At 65.1% G+C, this 15,045-nt stretch carries 12 protein-coding genes and 3 tRNA genes; 10 read left to right on the forward strand and 5 right to left on the reverse strand.

Annotation, left to right across the window (positions count from 1 at the left end; translation table 11 throughout):
* The first annotated feature begins 130 nt into the window (after positions 1–130).
* Complete coding sequence (gene bfr, locus LR961_RS06490) at positions 131–619, forward strand: bacterioferritin (protein ID WP_232147597.1); 489 nt, start codon at positions 131–133, stop codon at positions 617–619.
* 136 nt (positions 620–755) lie between these two features.
* Here bfr and LR961_RS06495 read toward each other — a convergent pair whose 3' ends face one another.
* Positions 756–1,412 (reverse strand): thiopurine S-methyltransferase, encoded by a 657-nt coding sequence (locus tag LR961_RS06495; protein WP_232147598.1) that lies wholly within the window; start codon positions 1,410–1,412, stop codon positions 756–758.
* A 45-nt stretch (positions 1,413–1,457) separates the two neighbouring features.
* Between LR961_RS06495 and LR961_RS06500 the strand changes: the two genes are divergently transcribed.
* Positions 1,458–1,826: a hypothetical protein gene (locus LR961_RS06500; RefSeq protein ID WP_232147599.1), complete on the forward strand. Its 369-nt coding sequence runs from the start codon at positions 1,458–1,460 to the stop codon at positions 1,824–1,826.
* Positions 1,827–1,832: 6 nt separating this feature from the next.
* On the opposite strand, the gene parC is transcribed toward LR961_RS06500, so the two are convergent.
* Positions 1,833–4,076, reverse strand: coding sequence for a DNA topoisomerase IV subunit A (gene parC / locus LR961_RS06505; protein ID WP_232147600.1), 2,244 nt, complete (start codon positions 4,074–4,076; stop codon positions 1,833–1,835).
* A gap of 198 nt (positions 4,077–4,274) precedes the next feature.
* On the opposite strand from parC, the gene LR961_RS06510 reads away from it, so the two are divergent.
* The 4 genes from LR961_RS06510 to LR961_RS06525 are packed head-to-tail and all read left to right on the forward strand — an operon-like array spanning position 4,275 to position 8,947.
* Complete coding sequence (locus LR961_RS06510; protein WP_232147601.1) at positions 4,275–4,718, forward strand: MarR family transcriptional regulator; 444 nt, start codon at positions 4,275–4,277, stop codon at positions 4,716–4,718.
* Positions 4,715–6,190, forward strand: a complete 1,476-nt coding sequence (locus LR961_RS06515; RefSeq protein WP_232147602.1) for an efflux transporter outer membrane subunit — start codon at positions 4,715–4,717, stop codon at positions 6,188–6,190. The genes LR961_RS06510 and LR961_RS06515 overlap by 4 nt, the downstream gene beginning before the upstream one ends.
* Before the next feature lie 8 nt (positions 6,191–6,198).
* Complete coding sequence (locus LR961_RS06520; RefSeq protein ID WP_232147603.1) at positions 6,199–7,380, forward strand: HlyD family efflux transporter periplasmic adaptor subunit; 1,182 nt, start codon at positions 6,199–6,201, stop codon at positions 7,378–7,380.
* Between the two features lie 7 nt (positions 7,381–7,387).
* Complete coding sequence (locus tag LR961_RS06525) at positions 7,388–8,947, forward strand: DHA2 family efflux MFS transporter permease subunit (RefSeq protein ID WP_232147604.1); 1,560 nt, start codon at positions 7,388–7,390, stop codon at positions 8,945–8,947.
* A gap of 221 nt (positions 8,948–9,168) precedes the next feature.
* Here LR961_RS06525 and LR961_RS06530 read toward each other — a convergent pair.
* Positions 9,169–9,255, reverse strand: a tRNA-Leu gene (locus LR961_RS06530).
* 180 nt (positions 9,256–9,435) lie between these two features.
* On the opposite strand from LR961_RS06530, the gene LR961_RS06535 reads away from it, so the two are divergent.
* The gene (locus LR961_RS06535; RefSeq protein ID WP_232147605.1) at positions 9,436–9,765 is read left to right on the forward strand and encodes a hypothetical protein; all 330 of its coding nucleotides are present in this window, start codon (positions 9,436–9,438) and stop codon (positions 9,763–9,765) included.
* A gap of 4 nt (positions 9,766–9,769) precedes the next feature.
* Here the strand turns inward: LR961_RS06535 and LR961_RS06540 are convergent.
* Positions 9,770–9,856, reverse strand: a tRNA-Leu gene (locus tag LR961_RS06540).
* 142 nt (positions 9,857–9,998) lie between these two features.
* Positions 9,999–10,085 (reverse strand) — tRNA-Leu (locus LR961_RS06545).
* 114 nt (positions 10,086–10,199) lie between these two features.
* Between LR961_RS06545 and rnr the strand changes: the two genes are divergently transcribed.
* The 3 genes from rnr to LR961_RS06560 all read left to right on the forward strand — a co-directional run bounded on the left by rnr (position 10,200) and on the right by LR961_RS06560 (position 14,803).
* Positions 10,200–12,650 (forward strand): ribonuclease R, encoded by a 2,451-nt coding sequence (rnr, locus tag LR961_RS06550; protein WP_232147606.1) that lies wholly within the window; start codon positions 10,200–10,202, stop codon positions 12,648–12,650.
* A gap of 211 nt (positions 12,651–12,861) precedes the next feature.
* The gene (gene rlmB, locus LR961_RS06555; protein ID WP_232147607.1) at positions 12,862–13,605 is read left to right on the forward strand and encodes a 23S rRNA (guanosine(2251)-2'-O)-methyltransferase RlmB; all 744 of its coding nucleotides are present in this window, start codon (positions 12,862–12,864) and stop codon (positions 13,603–13,605) included.
* 10 nt (positions 13,606–13,615) lie between these two features.
* The gene (locus LR961_RS06560; protein ID WP_232147608.1) at positions 13,616–14,803 is read left to right on the forward strand and encodes a P1 family peptidase; all 1,188 of its coding nucleotides are present in this window, start codon (positions 13,616–13,618) and stop codon (positions 14,801–14,803) included.
* Positions 14,804–15,045 lie beyond the last annotated feature (242 nt).

The raw sequence follows: 15,045 nt of genomic DNA on the forward strand, positions 1-15,045 counted from the left end.
CGGGCCCGTACCGCTCGTCGGAAGCGGCACGGGGCAAGGAGCGCAACGCAAGTGCAAGTGATTCCGATTAGATCATTGCCGCGCCGGATCGGGCACCCTATGCGCATTCCGAACCATCAGGAGCACCCCCATGAAGGGCAACCCCGAAGTCATCGAATGCCTGAAAGAGCTGCTGCGCGGCGAACTGGCTGCGCGTGACCAGTACTTCATCCATTCCCGTCGTTACGAAGACCAGGGGCTGCACGCGCTGTACGAGCGCATCGGCCACGAAATGGAAGAGGAAACCGAGCACGCCGACGCGCTGCTGCGTCGCATCCTGTTCCTGGGCGGCAACCCGGACATGCGCCCGCACTTCCTTGAGCCGGGCATCACCGTGATGGAGATGTTGGAGAAGGACCTGCAGGTCGAATACCAGGTGCGTGCCAATCTGGCCGCTGGCGTGAAGCTGTGCGAAGCACACGGTGACTATGTCAGCCGCGACATCCTGATCGCGCAGCTGCGCGATACCGAGGAAGACCACGCCTGGTGGCTGGAGCAGCAGTTGAGCCTGATCAAGCGCATCGGCCTGGAGCTTTACCAGACCAGCAAGATGGACGCCAAGGGCACATCCGCGCATTGATTGGTTTGATGCAGGAAGGGCGGCGAAAGCCGCCCTTTTTTGTTGAGCGCTGTTCCTGATGACTGCTTGAAGAGCGGGCCCTCACTCCATCCCCTCTCCCGCACACGGGAGAGGGGATGGAGTGAGGGCAGCTTTCTCAGTCGCGCTGCAGGCGATACACCGCTGTAGACAACGCGCTGACGCCTTGCGCGCGGAAGTCCGGTTGCTGGTCGAGGATGTCGCGGCGCTCCAGCAGTGCGCTCCGCCAGGGCGTGGCGAACAAGCGCTCCACTTCCGGTTGTTCGACCGAGAATGGCGGGCCCTGTTTCTCATCCTGCGGATATTCCAGGGTGATCAACACACCACGGCAGCCGCTGGGCAGTTGTGCATACAGCGTGTCGCGATACCGCTGGCGCAGGTGCGGTGGCAGCGCGATCAGTGCGGCACGGTCGTAGACGCCAGCGATGTCGGCCAGCAGAGTCTTGTCCAGAGCGAACGCATCGCCGCAGATGATTTCGATCGGGCCCGCGCTGTAGTGCTCGCAGAACGGGCTTTGATGGCGCTGCGGGGTGATGCCGGCCTCGGCGAAGAACTGTTCCACCGCCAACGATGAAAGCTCCACGCCCAGCACGCGATGGCCTTGGGCGGCCAGCCAGTGCATGTCCAACGTCTTGCCGCACAGCGGCACCAGTACGCGGCTGCCGGTTGGCAGTTCAAGTGATGGCCAGTGCTTCTGCAGCAATGGCATCACCTCATTGCGATGGAAGCCGATCTGGCCGTCATGCCAGCGTTGCAGCCAGAAGTCGGGTTGCATGCAGTGTTCTCCGGTTGCGGGTTGAACGCCATTGTAGGAGCGGCCTTGGTCGCGAAGCTGACAATCCGCACTGATCGGTGCCGGCATGTGATCGAGCTGTTTGCGGTTGCCGGAGGCGGGATGGTCCTGACTCCTGGCGAGAAGCACCCCTCCCCAACCCTCCCCTTCGCCTTTGGCGAAAGGGAGGGAGCAAAAGCAAAGAGGCCGGGCTTTCGCCCGGCCTTCTCTGTAATTACTGGACTTCCAGCCCTTCAACTTTCTGCCGCGCCACGCACACATCCGGCAATCGCATTGCCGAACGCGCCGCCGCGCGCCAGTGAAGTGAATTACTGGACTTCCAGTCCTTCGACCTTCTGCCGCGCCATGCACACATCCGGCAATCGCACTGCCGAACGCGCCGCCGCGCGCCAGTGAAGTGAATTACTGGACTTCCAGTCCTTCAACCTTCTGCCACCCGCGCGGCAACAGATGCCCGCGCGTGGCCCGCGTCCCCAGGTAGGTTTCCAGCTCCTTGAACGACAGGTTCATGGTGCGCTGGCCGCTGCGGACCTGCAGGGTGTTGCCCGGGCTTACCGCGACCACCGCGACCACGCGCTCGGTGGCGAGCTTGGCCTTGGGGATCTCGATGATCTTGTTGCCCTTGCCCTTGTCCAGCTCGGGCAGTTCGCTGGCCGGGATGGCGAGCATGTTGCCGGCGCTGGTCACTGCCACGATTCGGTCGGTCTCGACGTTGGCCACCACCGCCGGTGACAGCACCGACGAGCCGGCGGACAGGTTGAGCATCGCCTTGCCGGCCTTGTTGCGGCCGGTGAGGTTCTCGAAGCGGGTGACGAAACCGTACCCGTGCGAGGACGCCAGCACGAAGCGGGTGTTGTTGTCGCCGCTGGCCAGGGTGACGAACGAACTGCCGGCAGCCGGCGAGAAGCGGCCGGTCAGCGGTTCGCCGTTGCCACGGGCAGAGGGCAGGGTGTGCACCGGCGTGGAGTAGGCGCGGCCTTCGGTGTCGAGGAAGGCCACCTGCTGGGTGCTGCGCGTGCGCGTGGCGGCGAGCAGGCTGTCGCCGTCGCGGTAGGACATCGTGGCGCCATCGACATCATGGCCCTTGGCCGCACGTACCCAACCCTTCTCCGACAACACCACGGTCATCGGTTCGCTGGCAACCAGTTCGGTCTCATCGATGGCCTGCGCGGCACCGCGCTGCACCAGCGGTGAGCGGCGCTCGTCGCCGAACTTCTTGGCATCGGCCAGCAGTTCGTCCTTGACCAGCTTCTTCAGCTTGGCGTTGCTCTGCAGGATCGAGAGGATCTTGTCGCGCTCCTTGGCCAGCTCGTCCTGCTCGCCGCGGATCTTCATTTCTTCCAGGCGGGCCAGCTGCTTGAGCTTGGTTTCCAGGATGTACTCGGCCTGGTCTTCGCTCAGTTCAAAGCGGGCGATCAGCGCGGCCTTGGCATCGTCCTCGGTACGGATGATGCGGATGACTTCATCCAGGTTGAGGAACGCAACCAGCAAACCGTCCAACAGGTGCAGGCGGCGCTCGACCTTCTGCAGGCGATGGGTCAGGCGACGGGTGACGGTGTCCTGGCGGAAGCGCAGCCATTCGCTCAGCAGCTGCTTGAGGTTCTTGACCTGCGGGCGGCCGTCCAGGCCGATGACGTTGATGTTGACGCGGAAGCTGCGTTCCAGGTCGGTGGTGGCGAACAGGTGGCCCATCAGCTGTTCGGCATCAACACGGTTGGAACGCGGCATCAGCACCACGCGCACCGGGTTGGCGTGGTCGGATTCGTCGCGGATGTCTTCCAGCCATGGCAGCTTCTTGGCACGCATCTGCGCGGCGATCTGCTCGATCACCTTGGACGGCGACACCTGGTGCGGCAGCGCCGTGACCACGATGTTGCTGCCTTCCTTGGTGAAGGTGGCGCGCGCGCGCACGCTGCCGTAGCCGGTTTCGTAGATGTTCCGCAGGTCCGCTGCCGGGGTGATGATCTCGGCGGTGGTCGGGTAGTCCGGGCCCTTCACGTGCTCGCACAGCTCGGCGATGGTGGTGTCGGGCTCGTCGATCAGGCGTACCAGCGCGCTGACGATCTCATTGAGATTGTGCGGCGGCACGTCGGTGGCCATGCCCACGGCGATGCCGGTGGTGCCGTTGAGCAGCAGGTGCGGCAGGCGCGCCGGCATCCAGCTGGGTTCTTCCAGGGTGCCATCGAAGTTGGGCGTCCAGTCCACGGTGCCCTGGCCCAGCTCGCCGAGCAGCACTTCGGCGATCGGGGTGAGCTTGGATTCGGTGTAACGCATGGCAGCGAACGACTTGGGGTCGTCGCTGGAGCCGAAGTTGCCCTGGCCTTCGATCAGCGGATAGCGGTAGGAGAACGGCTGGGCCATCAGCACCAGCGCCTCGTAGCAGGCGCTGTCGCCATGCGGGTGGTACTTACCGATGACGTCACCGACGGTGCGCGCGGACTTCTTCGGCTTGGCCGAGGCGTTGAGGCCCAGTTCGGTCATCGAATAGATGATGCGGCGCTGCACCGGCTTGAGCCCGTCGCCGATGAACGGCAGGGCGCGATCCAGAACCACGTACATGGAGTAGTCGAGATAGGCGCGTTCGGCGTACTCGCGCAGCGGCTGCTGTTCGAAGCCGTGGAAGGCAGGGCGTGCAAGATCAGTCATTGCGGGTGGTGCTACCTGTAAACGTGAAGCCGCGGCGTGGCTGCCGGCTTCCAGACCGGTCGATTATCCGGATGGCGGCGGGGATGCCAAGCAGGACGGAATGGGGGAGGGAATTGTTCCATATGTGTAATTCAGAATTCACTTCCAGATGGGAATATTCCATTGAGAATATTTCCAGTTGGAATAAAATGCCGGCCCATGACTGATCCCACGCCCATGCCGCCGAGCTTTGGACTGCTGTTGCGGCAGGTCCGCGATGGCCTGGTCCGGCAGCTGGACCTGACCATGGCCGAAGAGGGGCTGGGGATCGGCTTCACCCATTACATCGGCCTGAAAGCCTTGGCCTGCAAGGCGCCATGCACGGCGGCCGAGCTGGGCCACGCCATCGACCAGGTGCCCAGCGCCGTCACCCGCCTGCTCGACCGGCTGGAAGAGTTGGGCTGTATCCGCCGGCAACCGCACGAGCAGGACCGCCGTGCCCTGCAGATCATGCTGACCGACGAAGGCCGTGCGCTGTGGCTGCGGCTCAAGGCGCGCGGTGACCAGGTGATCGACCTGGCCATGCACGACCTGGCCCCGGCCGAGCGCGATCAGTTGTTCTCCCTGCTCACCCGCGTACGCGACGCACTCTCTCCCCCATGAAAATCTCTCCCCCACGTTTCTCCCGCCCTTTGCTGGTGGGTGTTTTGGTGTTGGCGCTCGCCGCCTGCGCCAGCAGCCGAGGGCTGCAACCGCAAGGACGCCTGCTCGACATGGATGGCCTGCAGGCCGGCCACACACTGGCTGGCGGCGGACTCAGTGCGTCCGGCTTTCCCGCCGCCGACTGGTGGCGCGCGTTGGGCGACCCGCAGCTTGATGCGTTGGTCGCCGAGGGGCTGCGCAACAGCCCGTCGCTGGACATCGCCGATGCGCGCCTGCGCCAGGCCCAGGCGCAGGTCGCCGGTGCCCACGCCGAGCGCCTGCCGAGCCTGTCGGTGTCGCCGGGCTACACCGGCATGCGCCTGCCCGAATCGATGGCCGGCGACGCTGGTGGCGACTACGCCGGCAGCGTGCAGGCAGTGCTGAACTTCAGTTACGGCATCGACCTTTGGGGCGGCAAGCGCGCCACCTGGGAAGCTGCGGTGGATAGCAACCACGCCGCCGCCGTGGATGCACAGGCGGCGCGCCTGGATATCTCCACCGGCATCGTCCAGGCCTATCTGGAACTGGCCCATGCCTGGGAAACGCAGCAGGTTGCCGACGAGGAGCTGGCGCGCGCCGAGAAGACCCTGGCGCTGACCCGGCAGCGTCGCAGCGCCGGTATCGACAGTGACCTGCAGGTGCGTCAGGCCCAAGCGCGTCTGCCGTTGGCTCACCAGCAACAACTGGCCGCGCAGCAGCAGATCGATGCCGCCCGCAACGCGCTGGCCGCATTGCTCGGGCAAGGCCCGGATCGCGGCCTGCAGATCGCCCGGCCGCAGTCGTTGAATCCGCTGGCGCTGCAACTGCCGGGCGTGCTGCCCAGCGAACTGCTGGGGCGGCGCCCGGACATCGTCGCCGCGCGCTGGCGCGTGGAAGCGGCCGGCCGGCAGATCGATGCAGCCAAGGCGCGCTTCTATCCCAGCCTCAACCTGACCGCGTTGGGTGGTGTGGTGTCCAAGGACATCGGCAGCCTGCTGGAAGGCGGTTCCACCTTCGGCATTCTGGCGCCGGCCTTGAGCCTGCCGATCTTTGACGGTGGCCGGCTGCGCGCCGGCCTTGCCGGCCGTGATGCCGATTACGACCTGGCCGTGGCCAGTTACAACCACGCCGTGGTCGATGCGCTGCGCGATGTGGCCGACCAGGTCAACGCGGTGCGCTCGCTGGCCACGCAGGTGGATACCCAGCAACAGGCGGTGAGCATTGCGCAGGCCGCCAATGATCTGGCCCTGCAGCGCTATCGCGCCGGCATCGGCAATTACCTGGATGTGCTCAGCACCCAGGACCTGTTGCTGCAGGCCCAGCAGCGCCTGACCAATCTGCAATCGCAGCGGTTGCTGTCGAGCGTGCGCCTGAGCGCGGCGCTCGGCGGTGGTTTCGCGCCTGCCGAAAACGCGCTGCCGGTGGCCGCTGTTTCCGATAACAAGAATTCCTGAGAACCCCCATGAGCCAGACTTCCTCCCCCGATGCGGCCAGTGCCGTACCCAGCCGCCGTGGCAAATTGCTGCGCGGCCTTTTCCTGATCGTGGTGCTGCTGCTTGCCGCATTTGCCGCGTGGTATTTCCTGCTGGGCCGCTGGGCCGAAGAAACCGATGACGCCTACGTGGGCGGCAACCAGGTGCAGATCACGCCGCTGGTGGCTGGCACCGTGGTGGCCATCGCCGCCGATGACGGCATGAAGGTGGAGCAGGGACAACTGCTGGTGCAGCTTGACCCGGCCGATACCGAAGTGGCGATGCAGCAGGCGCAGGCCAACCTGGCCAGCACCGTGCGTCAGGTACGCGGTCTGTACCGCAACGTGGAAAGCGCACAGGCCGACTTGAATGCACGCCAGGTCACGCTCAAGCGTGCCCGTGACGACTATGCACGGCGCAGGAACCTGGCCGCCACCGGCGCCATCTCCAATGAAGAACTGGCGCATGCCGGTGATGAGCTGGCTGCGGCCGAGGCAGCCATGGCCGGTTCGCGCGAGGCGGTGGCCCGTTCGCGCGCACTGGTCGATGACACCGTCATCGCAACCCAGCCGGACGTGCAGGCCGCCGCTGCGCAGCTGCGTCAGGCGTACTTGAACAATGCCCGCTCCGGCATCGTCTCGCCGGTAACCGGCTACGTTGCACGTCGTTCGGTGCAGCTGGGCCAGCGCGTGCAACCGGGCACCGCATTGATGGCGGTGGTGCCAACCGAGCAGATGTGGGTGGACGCCAACTTCAAGGAAACCCAGCTGCGGCACATGCGGCTGGGCCAGGAAGTGGAACTGCGCTCGGACCTGTACGGCGGCGGGGTGACCTACAAGGGCCACATCACCAGCCTGGGCATGGGCACCGGTTCGGCGTTCTCGCTGCTGCCGGCGCAGAACGCCAGCGGCAACTGGATCAAGATCGTGCAGCGCGTGCCGGTGCGGGTGGCCATCGACGCCAAGCAGCTGGCCGAGCATCCGTTGCGCATCGGCCTGTCGATGAAGGCCGAGGTGAACCTGCATGACCAGAAGGGCGGCGTGCTACCCACCGAGGCGGCCAAGGGCGCGGTGTACGACACCGGGGTCTACGCACGGCAGCTGCACGATGCCGACGCGCTGATCCACACCATCATCCAGGGCAACCTGTCGCCGTCGGCACGCGCCGGCTGAGGTCACCATGTCCGCTCAAGCTCCCGCCGCGCCCCTCGGCGCGGTCGGCACCGGGCCGGCCAACGTTGCCTTGTGCACGGCCGGCCTGGCGCTGGCCTCGTTCATGCAGGTGCTCGACACCACCATCGCCAACGTCTCGCTGCCGACCATCGCCGGCAATCTCGGCGCAAGTTCGCAGCAGGCGACGTGGGTCATTACCTCGTTCGCGGTCAGCACCGCAATCGCGCTGCCGCTGACCGGCTGGCTCAGCCGCCGCTTCGGCGAGGTCAAGCTGTTCATCTGGGCGACCATTGCGTTCTCCATCGCCTCGCTGCTGTGCGGCATCGCGCAGAGCATGGGCATGCTGGTGGTGTCGCGCGCGCTGCAGGGTTTCGTCGCCGGCCCGATGTACCCGATCACCCAGTCGCTGCTGGTGTCGATCTACCCGCGCGAAAAACGCGGGCAGGCGCTGGCGCTGCTGGCGATGATCACCGTGGTCGCGCCAATTGCCGGGCCGATTCTCGGTGGCTGGATCACCGACAACTACAGCTGGGAATGGATCTTCCTGATCAACGTGCCGCTGGGCGTGATTGCTGCGGTGATCGTCGGTGGCCAGTTGCGGCACCGGGTGGAGCAGGTCGAGAAGCCTAAGATGGATTACGTCGGCCTGGTCACCCTGGTGATCGGCGTCGGCTGCCTGCAGCTGCTGCTGGATCTGGGCAACGAGGAAGACTGGTTCGCCTCGACCAAGATCGTGGTGCTGGCCTGCGTGGCGGTGGTGTCGCTGGCGGTGTTCCTGATCTGGGAACTGACCGACAAGGACCCCATCGTCGACCTGCGCCTGCTGCGGCATCGCAACTTCCGCGCCGGCACGCTGGCGATGATCGTGGGCTACGCGGCGTTCTTCTCGGTGGCGTTGATGATCCCGCAGTGGTTGCAGCGCGACATGGGCTACACCGCGATCTGGGCGGGCCTGGCGACGGCGCCATTGGGGCTGCTGCCGATCGTGCTGGCACCGATGCTGGGGAAGTTCGGCCACAAGTTCGACATGCGCATGCTGGCGACCATCGCCTTCTTCGTGTTGTCGATGACCTGCTTCCTGCGCTCGGGCTTCAACCTGCAGGTCAACTTCGAGCATGTGGCCGGTGTGCAGCTGCTGATGGGTCTGGGCCTGGCGTTGTTCTTCATGCCGGTGTTGCAGATCCTGTTGTCGGACCTGGACGGGCGTGAAGTGGCAGCCGGCTCCGGCCTTGCCACCTTCCTGCGGACGCTGGGCGGCAGCTTCGCCGCGTCATTGACGACATGGCTGTGGGCACGCCGTACCCAACAGCACCATGCCGACCTGACCGAGCACGTTTCGCTGTACGACCCGGGCATGCATGCGCAGATCACGGCGATGGGGCAGGGCGACCTGCAACACGGCGCAGCGGTGCTGGACAACATGATCGTGCACCAGGCATCGCAGATGGGCTTCAACGACATCTTCCTGCTGCTGGGCTGGGTGTTCCTGGCGATCATCGCGTTCGTCTGGCTGGCCAAGCCGCCGTTCGGGGCAGGTGCCGGCGCAGCCTCCGCGGGCGGGCACTGACAAGCCGGTAGAGCGCAGCCGTGCTGCGCCGGGGCGTTACCAGTGAAGCCCAATGCCGAACGTGGCTCGGCACGAGCAGGGCTCGCCGCATTCGGTAGAGCGGAGTCATGCTCCGCTGGTACGTTCCCGGCAACGTCTGGTGCCGAGCACGGCTCGGCACTGCGGGACTTTATTGCAGGCATGAAAAAACCCGCTTTCGCGGGTTTTTTGTTCTTGAGTCATGGTGCCCAGGAGAGGACTCGAACCTCCACGGAGTTGCCCCCGCTAGCACCTGAAGCTAGTGCGTCTACCAATTCCGCCACCTGGGCGACTCAGGACGCGAATTTTGTTTGAGAACGAAGAATGTGTCAACAGTTTTTGTGCGTCCTTCGCATGCATTCTGCGGCGCACGGATGTGTGGCGTTGATGGCGGTCCTTCCGCTGGTGTTGCATCGAGGTGCAGACGCGGGTCGTGGGCGTCGACTTCCGATGTGCGGGCACCGCTTGGATTGCATCCGGGCATCACGCAGCGCGGTGCAATCGTGGCGATGCTGGCGCAGCGCATGCGCGTGGACATGTTCCCGCAGAAGGTTGCCATCGGCCGAAGCGACGAACGGCTCGCCGGATGTGTTGGCTGGGTTGACGCGGATCAGTGTCAGATGTTCGTTCGCCACCGGTTGCCGCTGTATCGGCCAGCCTGGCTCACCGCGATTGGTAGCGCGGAGCAATGCTCCGTTGAGGCGTCACCAGTGAAGCCCGATGCCGAGCATGGCTCGGCACTACCAGTGCTTTATTGCGGGCATGAAAAAACCCGCTTTCGCGGGTTTCTTCGTTCTTGAGTCATGGTGCCCAGGAGAGGACTCGAACCTCCACGGAGTTGCCCCCGCTAGCACCTGAAGCTAGTGCGTCTACCAATTCCGCCACCTGGGCGACTCAGGAGCGAGATTATGCAGATCGAATTTCACCGCGTCAACACTTTTGTGAAGGTGCGGGATTGGGGAGGGGGTGGCCCGCATTTCGGATTCCGAACCCCGGAAACGAAAAACCCGCTTTCGCGGGTTGATTCTTGAAGTGGTGCCCAGGAGAGGACTCGAACCTCCACGGAGTTGCCCCCGCTAGCACCTGAAGCTAGTGCGTCTACCAATTCCGCCACCTGGGCACTTCAGGCCGGCGATTCTGGCCAGCGCGGCTGACTTTGTCAACGCCTTTTAACATTGCCCAGGTGGCTGGCATGCGCGCCGCGTACACGGTCCAGCGGGTACCATGGCGATCGATGAAAAACAAAAAGACCACTGGGGCCGGAAAGGCCCGCAAGTCCGCCGCCGGCGCCAAGCCGGACAAGGCGCCGGGCAAAGCCCGCAAATCCGCCAAGTTGCCGCCCTGGATGCCGGAGAGCATGGCCGCTCCCGCCAAGCCAGGCCGGGGCAAGCCCAAGGACAACGCCGCGCCGCAGAGTTTCGTGCGTGGCCGCCGCAAGCAGGCACCCGCGCAGGCGTTCGATGATCCGTATGCCTCCCGCGAAGCCGAGCGCTATGCCCAGCCCATTGCCAGCCGCGAGGCGATCCTGCAATTGCTGGAGCGTTGCGAAGGCCCGCAGAACGCTGACGAAATCGGCCGCCAGCTGGGCCTGACCGAACCGGACCGCGCCGACGCGCTGGCCAAGCGCCTGGGTGCGATGGTGCGCGACGGCCAACTGGTGCAGAACCGCCGTGGCGGCTTCGCCCCGGTGCTGGCGCTGAGCTTGATTCCCGGCGTGGTGATCGCCAACCCGGAAGGCTTTGGCTTCCTGCGCCCGGACGAAGGCGGCGACGACCTGTTCCTGTCACCGTATGAAATGCGCAAGGTCATGCACGGTGACCGCGCGCTGGCCAATGTCACCGGCATCGACCGTCGTGGCCGTCGCGAGGGTGCCATCGCCCGCGTGCTGGAGCGCGGCGTCAATCGCCTGATCGGCCATTTCAGCGTGGAAGCGGGCATCAGCTACGTGGTGCCCGACGACAAGCGCATCCAGCGCAACATCCAGATTCCCGGTGACGCCACCGGTGGTGCGAAGGATGGCCAGCTGGTGGTGTGCGAACTGACCCACGCCCCGGATTCGCGACGCCCGCCGATCGGCAAGATCATCGCCGTGCTCGGCGACAAGCTGACCCCGTCGCTGGTGGTGGAAACCGCCATCCACGGCCACGAGCTGCCGTATGAATTCCCGCCGGAAGTGCTCGACGAAGCCACCGCCATCCCGATGACGGTGGAAGCGGGGATGATCGGCAAGCGCGTCGATCTGCGTTCGATGCCGCTGGTGACCATCGACGGCGAGGACGCCAAGGACTTCGACGACGCGGTCTATTGCGAAGCCAACCACGACGGTTTCCGTCTGGTGGTGGCCATCGCCGACGTGTCCAACTACGTGCGTCCCGGCACCCCGCTGGATGACGAGGCACAGCGCCGCGCGACCTCGGTGTACTTCCCGGGCTTCGTCGTGCCGATGCTGCCGGAGACGCTCTCCAACGGCATCTGTTCGCTGCGGCCGAAGGAAGACCGCATGTGCTTTGTCTGCGACATGCAGGTGGGGCGCGACGGGCAGGTAACCGGCTCGAAGTTCTACGAAGCGGTGATGAACTCGCACGCGCGGCTGACCTATACGCAGGTCTGGGACGCGGTGGGTGAGGACGATGCCGATGCCAAGGCCTTCATCGGCCCGCTGTTGCCGCAGATCCAGAGCCTGCACCAGCTGTACCGCATCCTGGCCAAGGCACGCGAACGCCGTGGCGCGATCGAGTTTGAATCCTCCGAAGTACGCTTCGTGCTGGACAACCGCGGTGAAGTCACCCAGGCCGGCATGATGGTGCGCAATGACGCGCACAAGCTGATCGAGGAATGCATGATCGCGGCCAACGTCGAGGCCGCGCGTTACCTGCTGTCCACGCACATCCCGGCACCGTTCCGTGTGCATGAGCGGCCGCCGGAATCCAAGTTTGTCGACCTGCTGGAGTTCCTCAAGGAATTCAAGCTGAGCCTGCCGGCTTGGAGCAAGGTGCAGCCGGGTGATTACACCAAGCTGCTGAAGAAGGTGCGCGAGCGCCCGGACGCGGCGCTGCTGGAGTCGGTGCTGCTGCGCAGCCAGTCGCTGGCGGTGTATTCGCCGGACAACAACGGCCACTTCGGTCTGGCGCTGGAAGCGTACGCGCACTTCACCTCGCCGATCCGCCGTTACCCGGACCTGCTGGTGCACCGCGCGATCAAGTACGCGCTCAGCGGCGCACCGCGCGAGAAGTACACCTACACGCCGCGTGAAATGGCGGCGCTGTCGTTGCAGTGCTCCGAGCGTGAGCGTCGTGCCGATGAGGCCGAGCGCGAGGTCGATGAGCGCTTCCGCGCGGCCTGGATGGAGAAGCACGTTGGTGGCCAGTTCGATGGTGTGATCAGCGGCGTGACCAGCTTTGGCCTGTTCGTGGAGCTGGACGAATCCAAGGTCAACGGCCTGGTCCACGTGACCCAGCTGCCGCACGACTATTACCAGTTCGACCCGATCCGCAAGACGCTCAGCGGCGACCGCCGGGGCAATGAGTTCCGCCTGGGTGACCGGGTGCGGATTCTGGTGCTCAAGGCCAGCATGGAGGAGCGCAAGATCGACTTCCGTCTGGTGGAGAAGGACGGCGAAGCGGGCAGTCCGCCGCCGTTGCCCGAGCGCGGCAAGCCGGCCAAGCGGGTCAAGAAGAAGTACTGATGGGCGAGGAGTGAGTGGGGAGGAGTGAGGAGTGAGTAAGGGCCGCCGCGCTTGACGAGATGCGGTGGTTTTCGCTCCTGCATACCCTTTGCGCCAGGGGCATCGGCTTACCGTACGCTGCGTTGGCCTTGCTTCCACTCACTCCTTTTTCCTCTTCACTCGTCCCTCGGTAGTACCATTGCCACCCCCCGTTTTTCCCCATGTGACGCCCATGAGCAAGCAGAACCAGTGGATCGTCGGCGTCAATGCCGTGGCTTCTTCGATCGAGAAGGACCCGGAGAACGTTCGCGAAGTGTTGATCGAGGCCGGTGCCAAGAACCCGCGCCTGGTCGAAATTGAAGAAGAAGCCCTGCGCAAGGGCATCGACGTGCGCAAGGTCAACGCGCAGGCGCTGGGCGGCGTGGCCGGCCAGGTGCGCCACCAGGGCGTGGTCGCGCGTTATGCCGCGCCCAAGCTGTGGGAAGAGAGCGAACTGCAGGGCCTGATCGAAGCGGCCGAAGGCAAGGCACTGGTGCTGGTGCTGGACGAGGTGCAGGACCCGCACAATCTGGGCGCCTGCCTGCGCAGTGCCGCCGCCGCCGGCGTTACCGCCGTGGTGATCCCCAAGGACAAGAGCGCGCCGGTCAACGCCACCGTGCGCAAGGTCAGCGCCGGCGCAGCCGACAGCATTCCGGTGGTGTCGGTGACCAACCTGGTCCGCTGCATCAAGGACATGCAGAAGCTGGGTGTGTGGGTGTACGGCCTGGCCGGTGAATCGGATACGACCATCCACAAGCTCGACCTGCGCGGCAACGTGGCGCTGGTGATGGGCGGTGAAGCCGATGGCATGCGCCGCCTGACCCGCGAAACCTGCGACCAGCTGGTGCGTATCCCGATGCCGGGTGACATCGAGAGCCTCAACGTTTCCGTCGCCACCGGCGTGGCCCTGTTCGAAGCCGTCCGCCAACGCCTGTAAAGGAATCTGCATGCTCCACGCGCCGCATCGTCTTTCCCTTCGACTGACAGCGGCGTTGCTGGGGCTGTGCGCCCTGGCGGCTTCCGCACAGGAAGCGCCACGTGCCCGCGCCCGTGATCTGGGCGTGGCGCCCGGAATCTTCGCGCCGGGCCAATACAACGCGATCACCGATGTGCCCGGCGTACGCGTGGGCCAGGTGACGCTGATCGAAGGTGACACGGTGCGTACCGGCGTCACCGCGATCCTGCCGCATGCCGGCAATGTCTATCGCTCGCGGGTGCCGGCGGCGCTGCATGTGGGCAACGGCTTCGGCAAGTTCATCGGCAGCACCCAGGTCAACGAACTGGGCGAGCTGGAAACCCCGATCCTGCTGACCTGCACGCTGTGCGTGTGGAAGGCCGCCGACGCCATGGCCGAGTGGATGCTGGCCAAGCCGGACATGCAGCAGGTGCGTTCACTGAATGTCGTGGTCGGCGAGACCAACGATGGCGGACTCAATGACATTCGCGCCAGGCCGATCACGGCCGAGGCAGTGCGGAATGCGCTGGAAAGCGCCAAGAGCGGGCCGGTGCAGGAAGGCAGCGTGGGTGCCGGCACGGGGACCGTGGCATTCGGCTGGAAGGGCGGGATTGGCACTTCTTCGCGCAAGCTGCCGGACAGCCTGGGCGGCTGGACGGTGGGCGTGCTGGTACAGGCCAACTACGGCGGCGTGTTGCAGGTGGAGGGCGCGCCGGTCGGACGGGAGCTGGATCGTTACGCGTTCCAGAACGCGGTGGCGATGCAGGGTGATAGGCGAGGTCTGGCTGATGACCGCGGCGATGGTTCGGTGATTATCGTCATTGCCACCGATGCGCCGTTGTCGGATCGCAATCTGAAGCGATTGGCTTCGCGCGGAATGATGGGGCTGGGACGGACCGGCAGTTCCGCGTCCAACGGCAGCGGTGATTACGTGCTGGCGTTTTCAACGGCCGAGTCGGTGCGCCGCGCGTTCGATGCACAGCGGTTGCAGACCGCCGAACTGGCCAATGAATCGATGAGTGCGGTATTCCAGGCCAGCGTGGATGCGGTGGAAGAATCGCTCTACAACGCCTTGTTCATGGCGACCACGATCAAAGGCAATGGTCAGACGGTGGAGGCGATTCCGTTGGATCGGGTGCGCGAGGTGTTGCGGACGCATGGGCTCGCGCCGAAGCAGTAGGCCCGCACCCAGGCTGGGATGAAGACGTAGGTTGGGATGAATTACAGCGAAATCCCAGCAGACTCAAGCAATGCCTGATTCCTCCCTTCTCCCGCGCGCGGGAGAAGGTGCCCGAAGGGCGGATGAGGGGGCTTCTGCTCTGCTTGCTTCAAGAGCGGCCCTCACCCCAACCCCCGCTCCGCGCTCCGGCCCTCGCGATGGCGCAAGGGCGTTCGATGAGCAGCGAACCTGCGGTTCCCAAG

Source organism: Stenotrophomonas sp. SY1 (assembly GCF_021202945.1).
Classification (GTDB): domain Bacteria; phylum Pseudomonadota; class Gammaproteobacteria; order Xanthomonadales; family Xanthomonadaceae; genus Stenotrophomonas.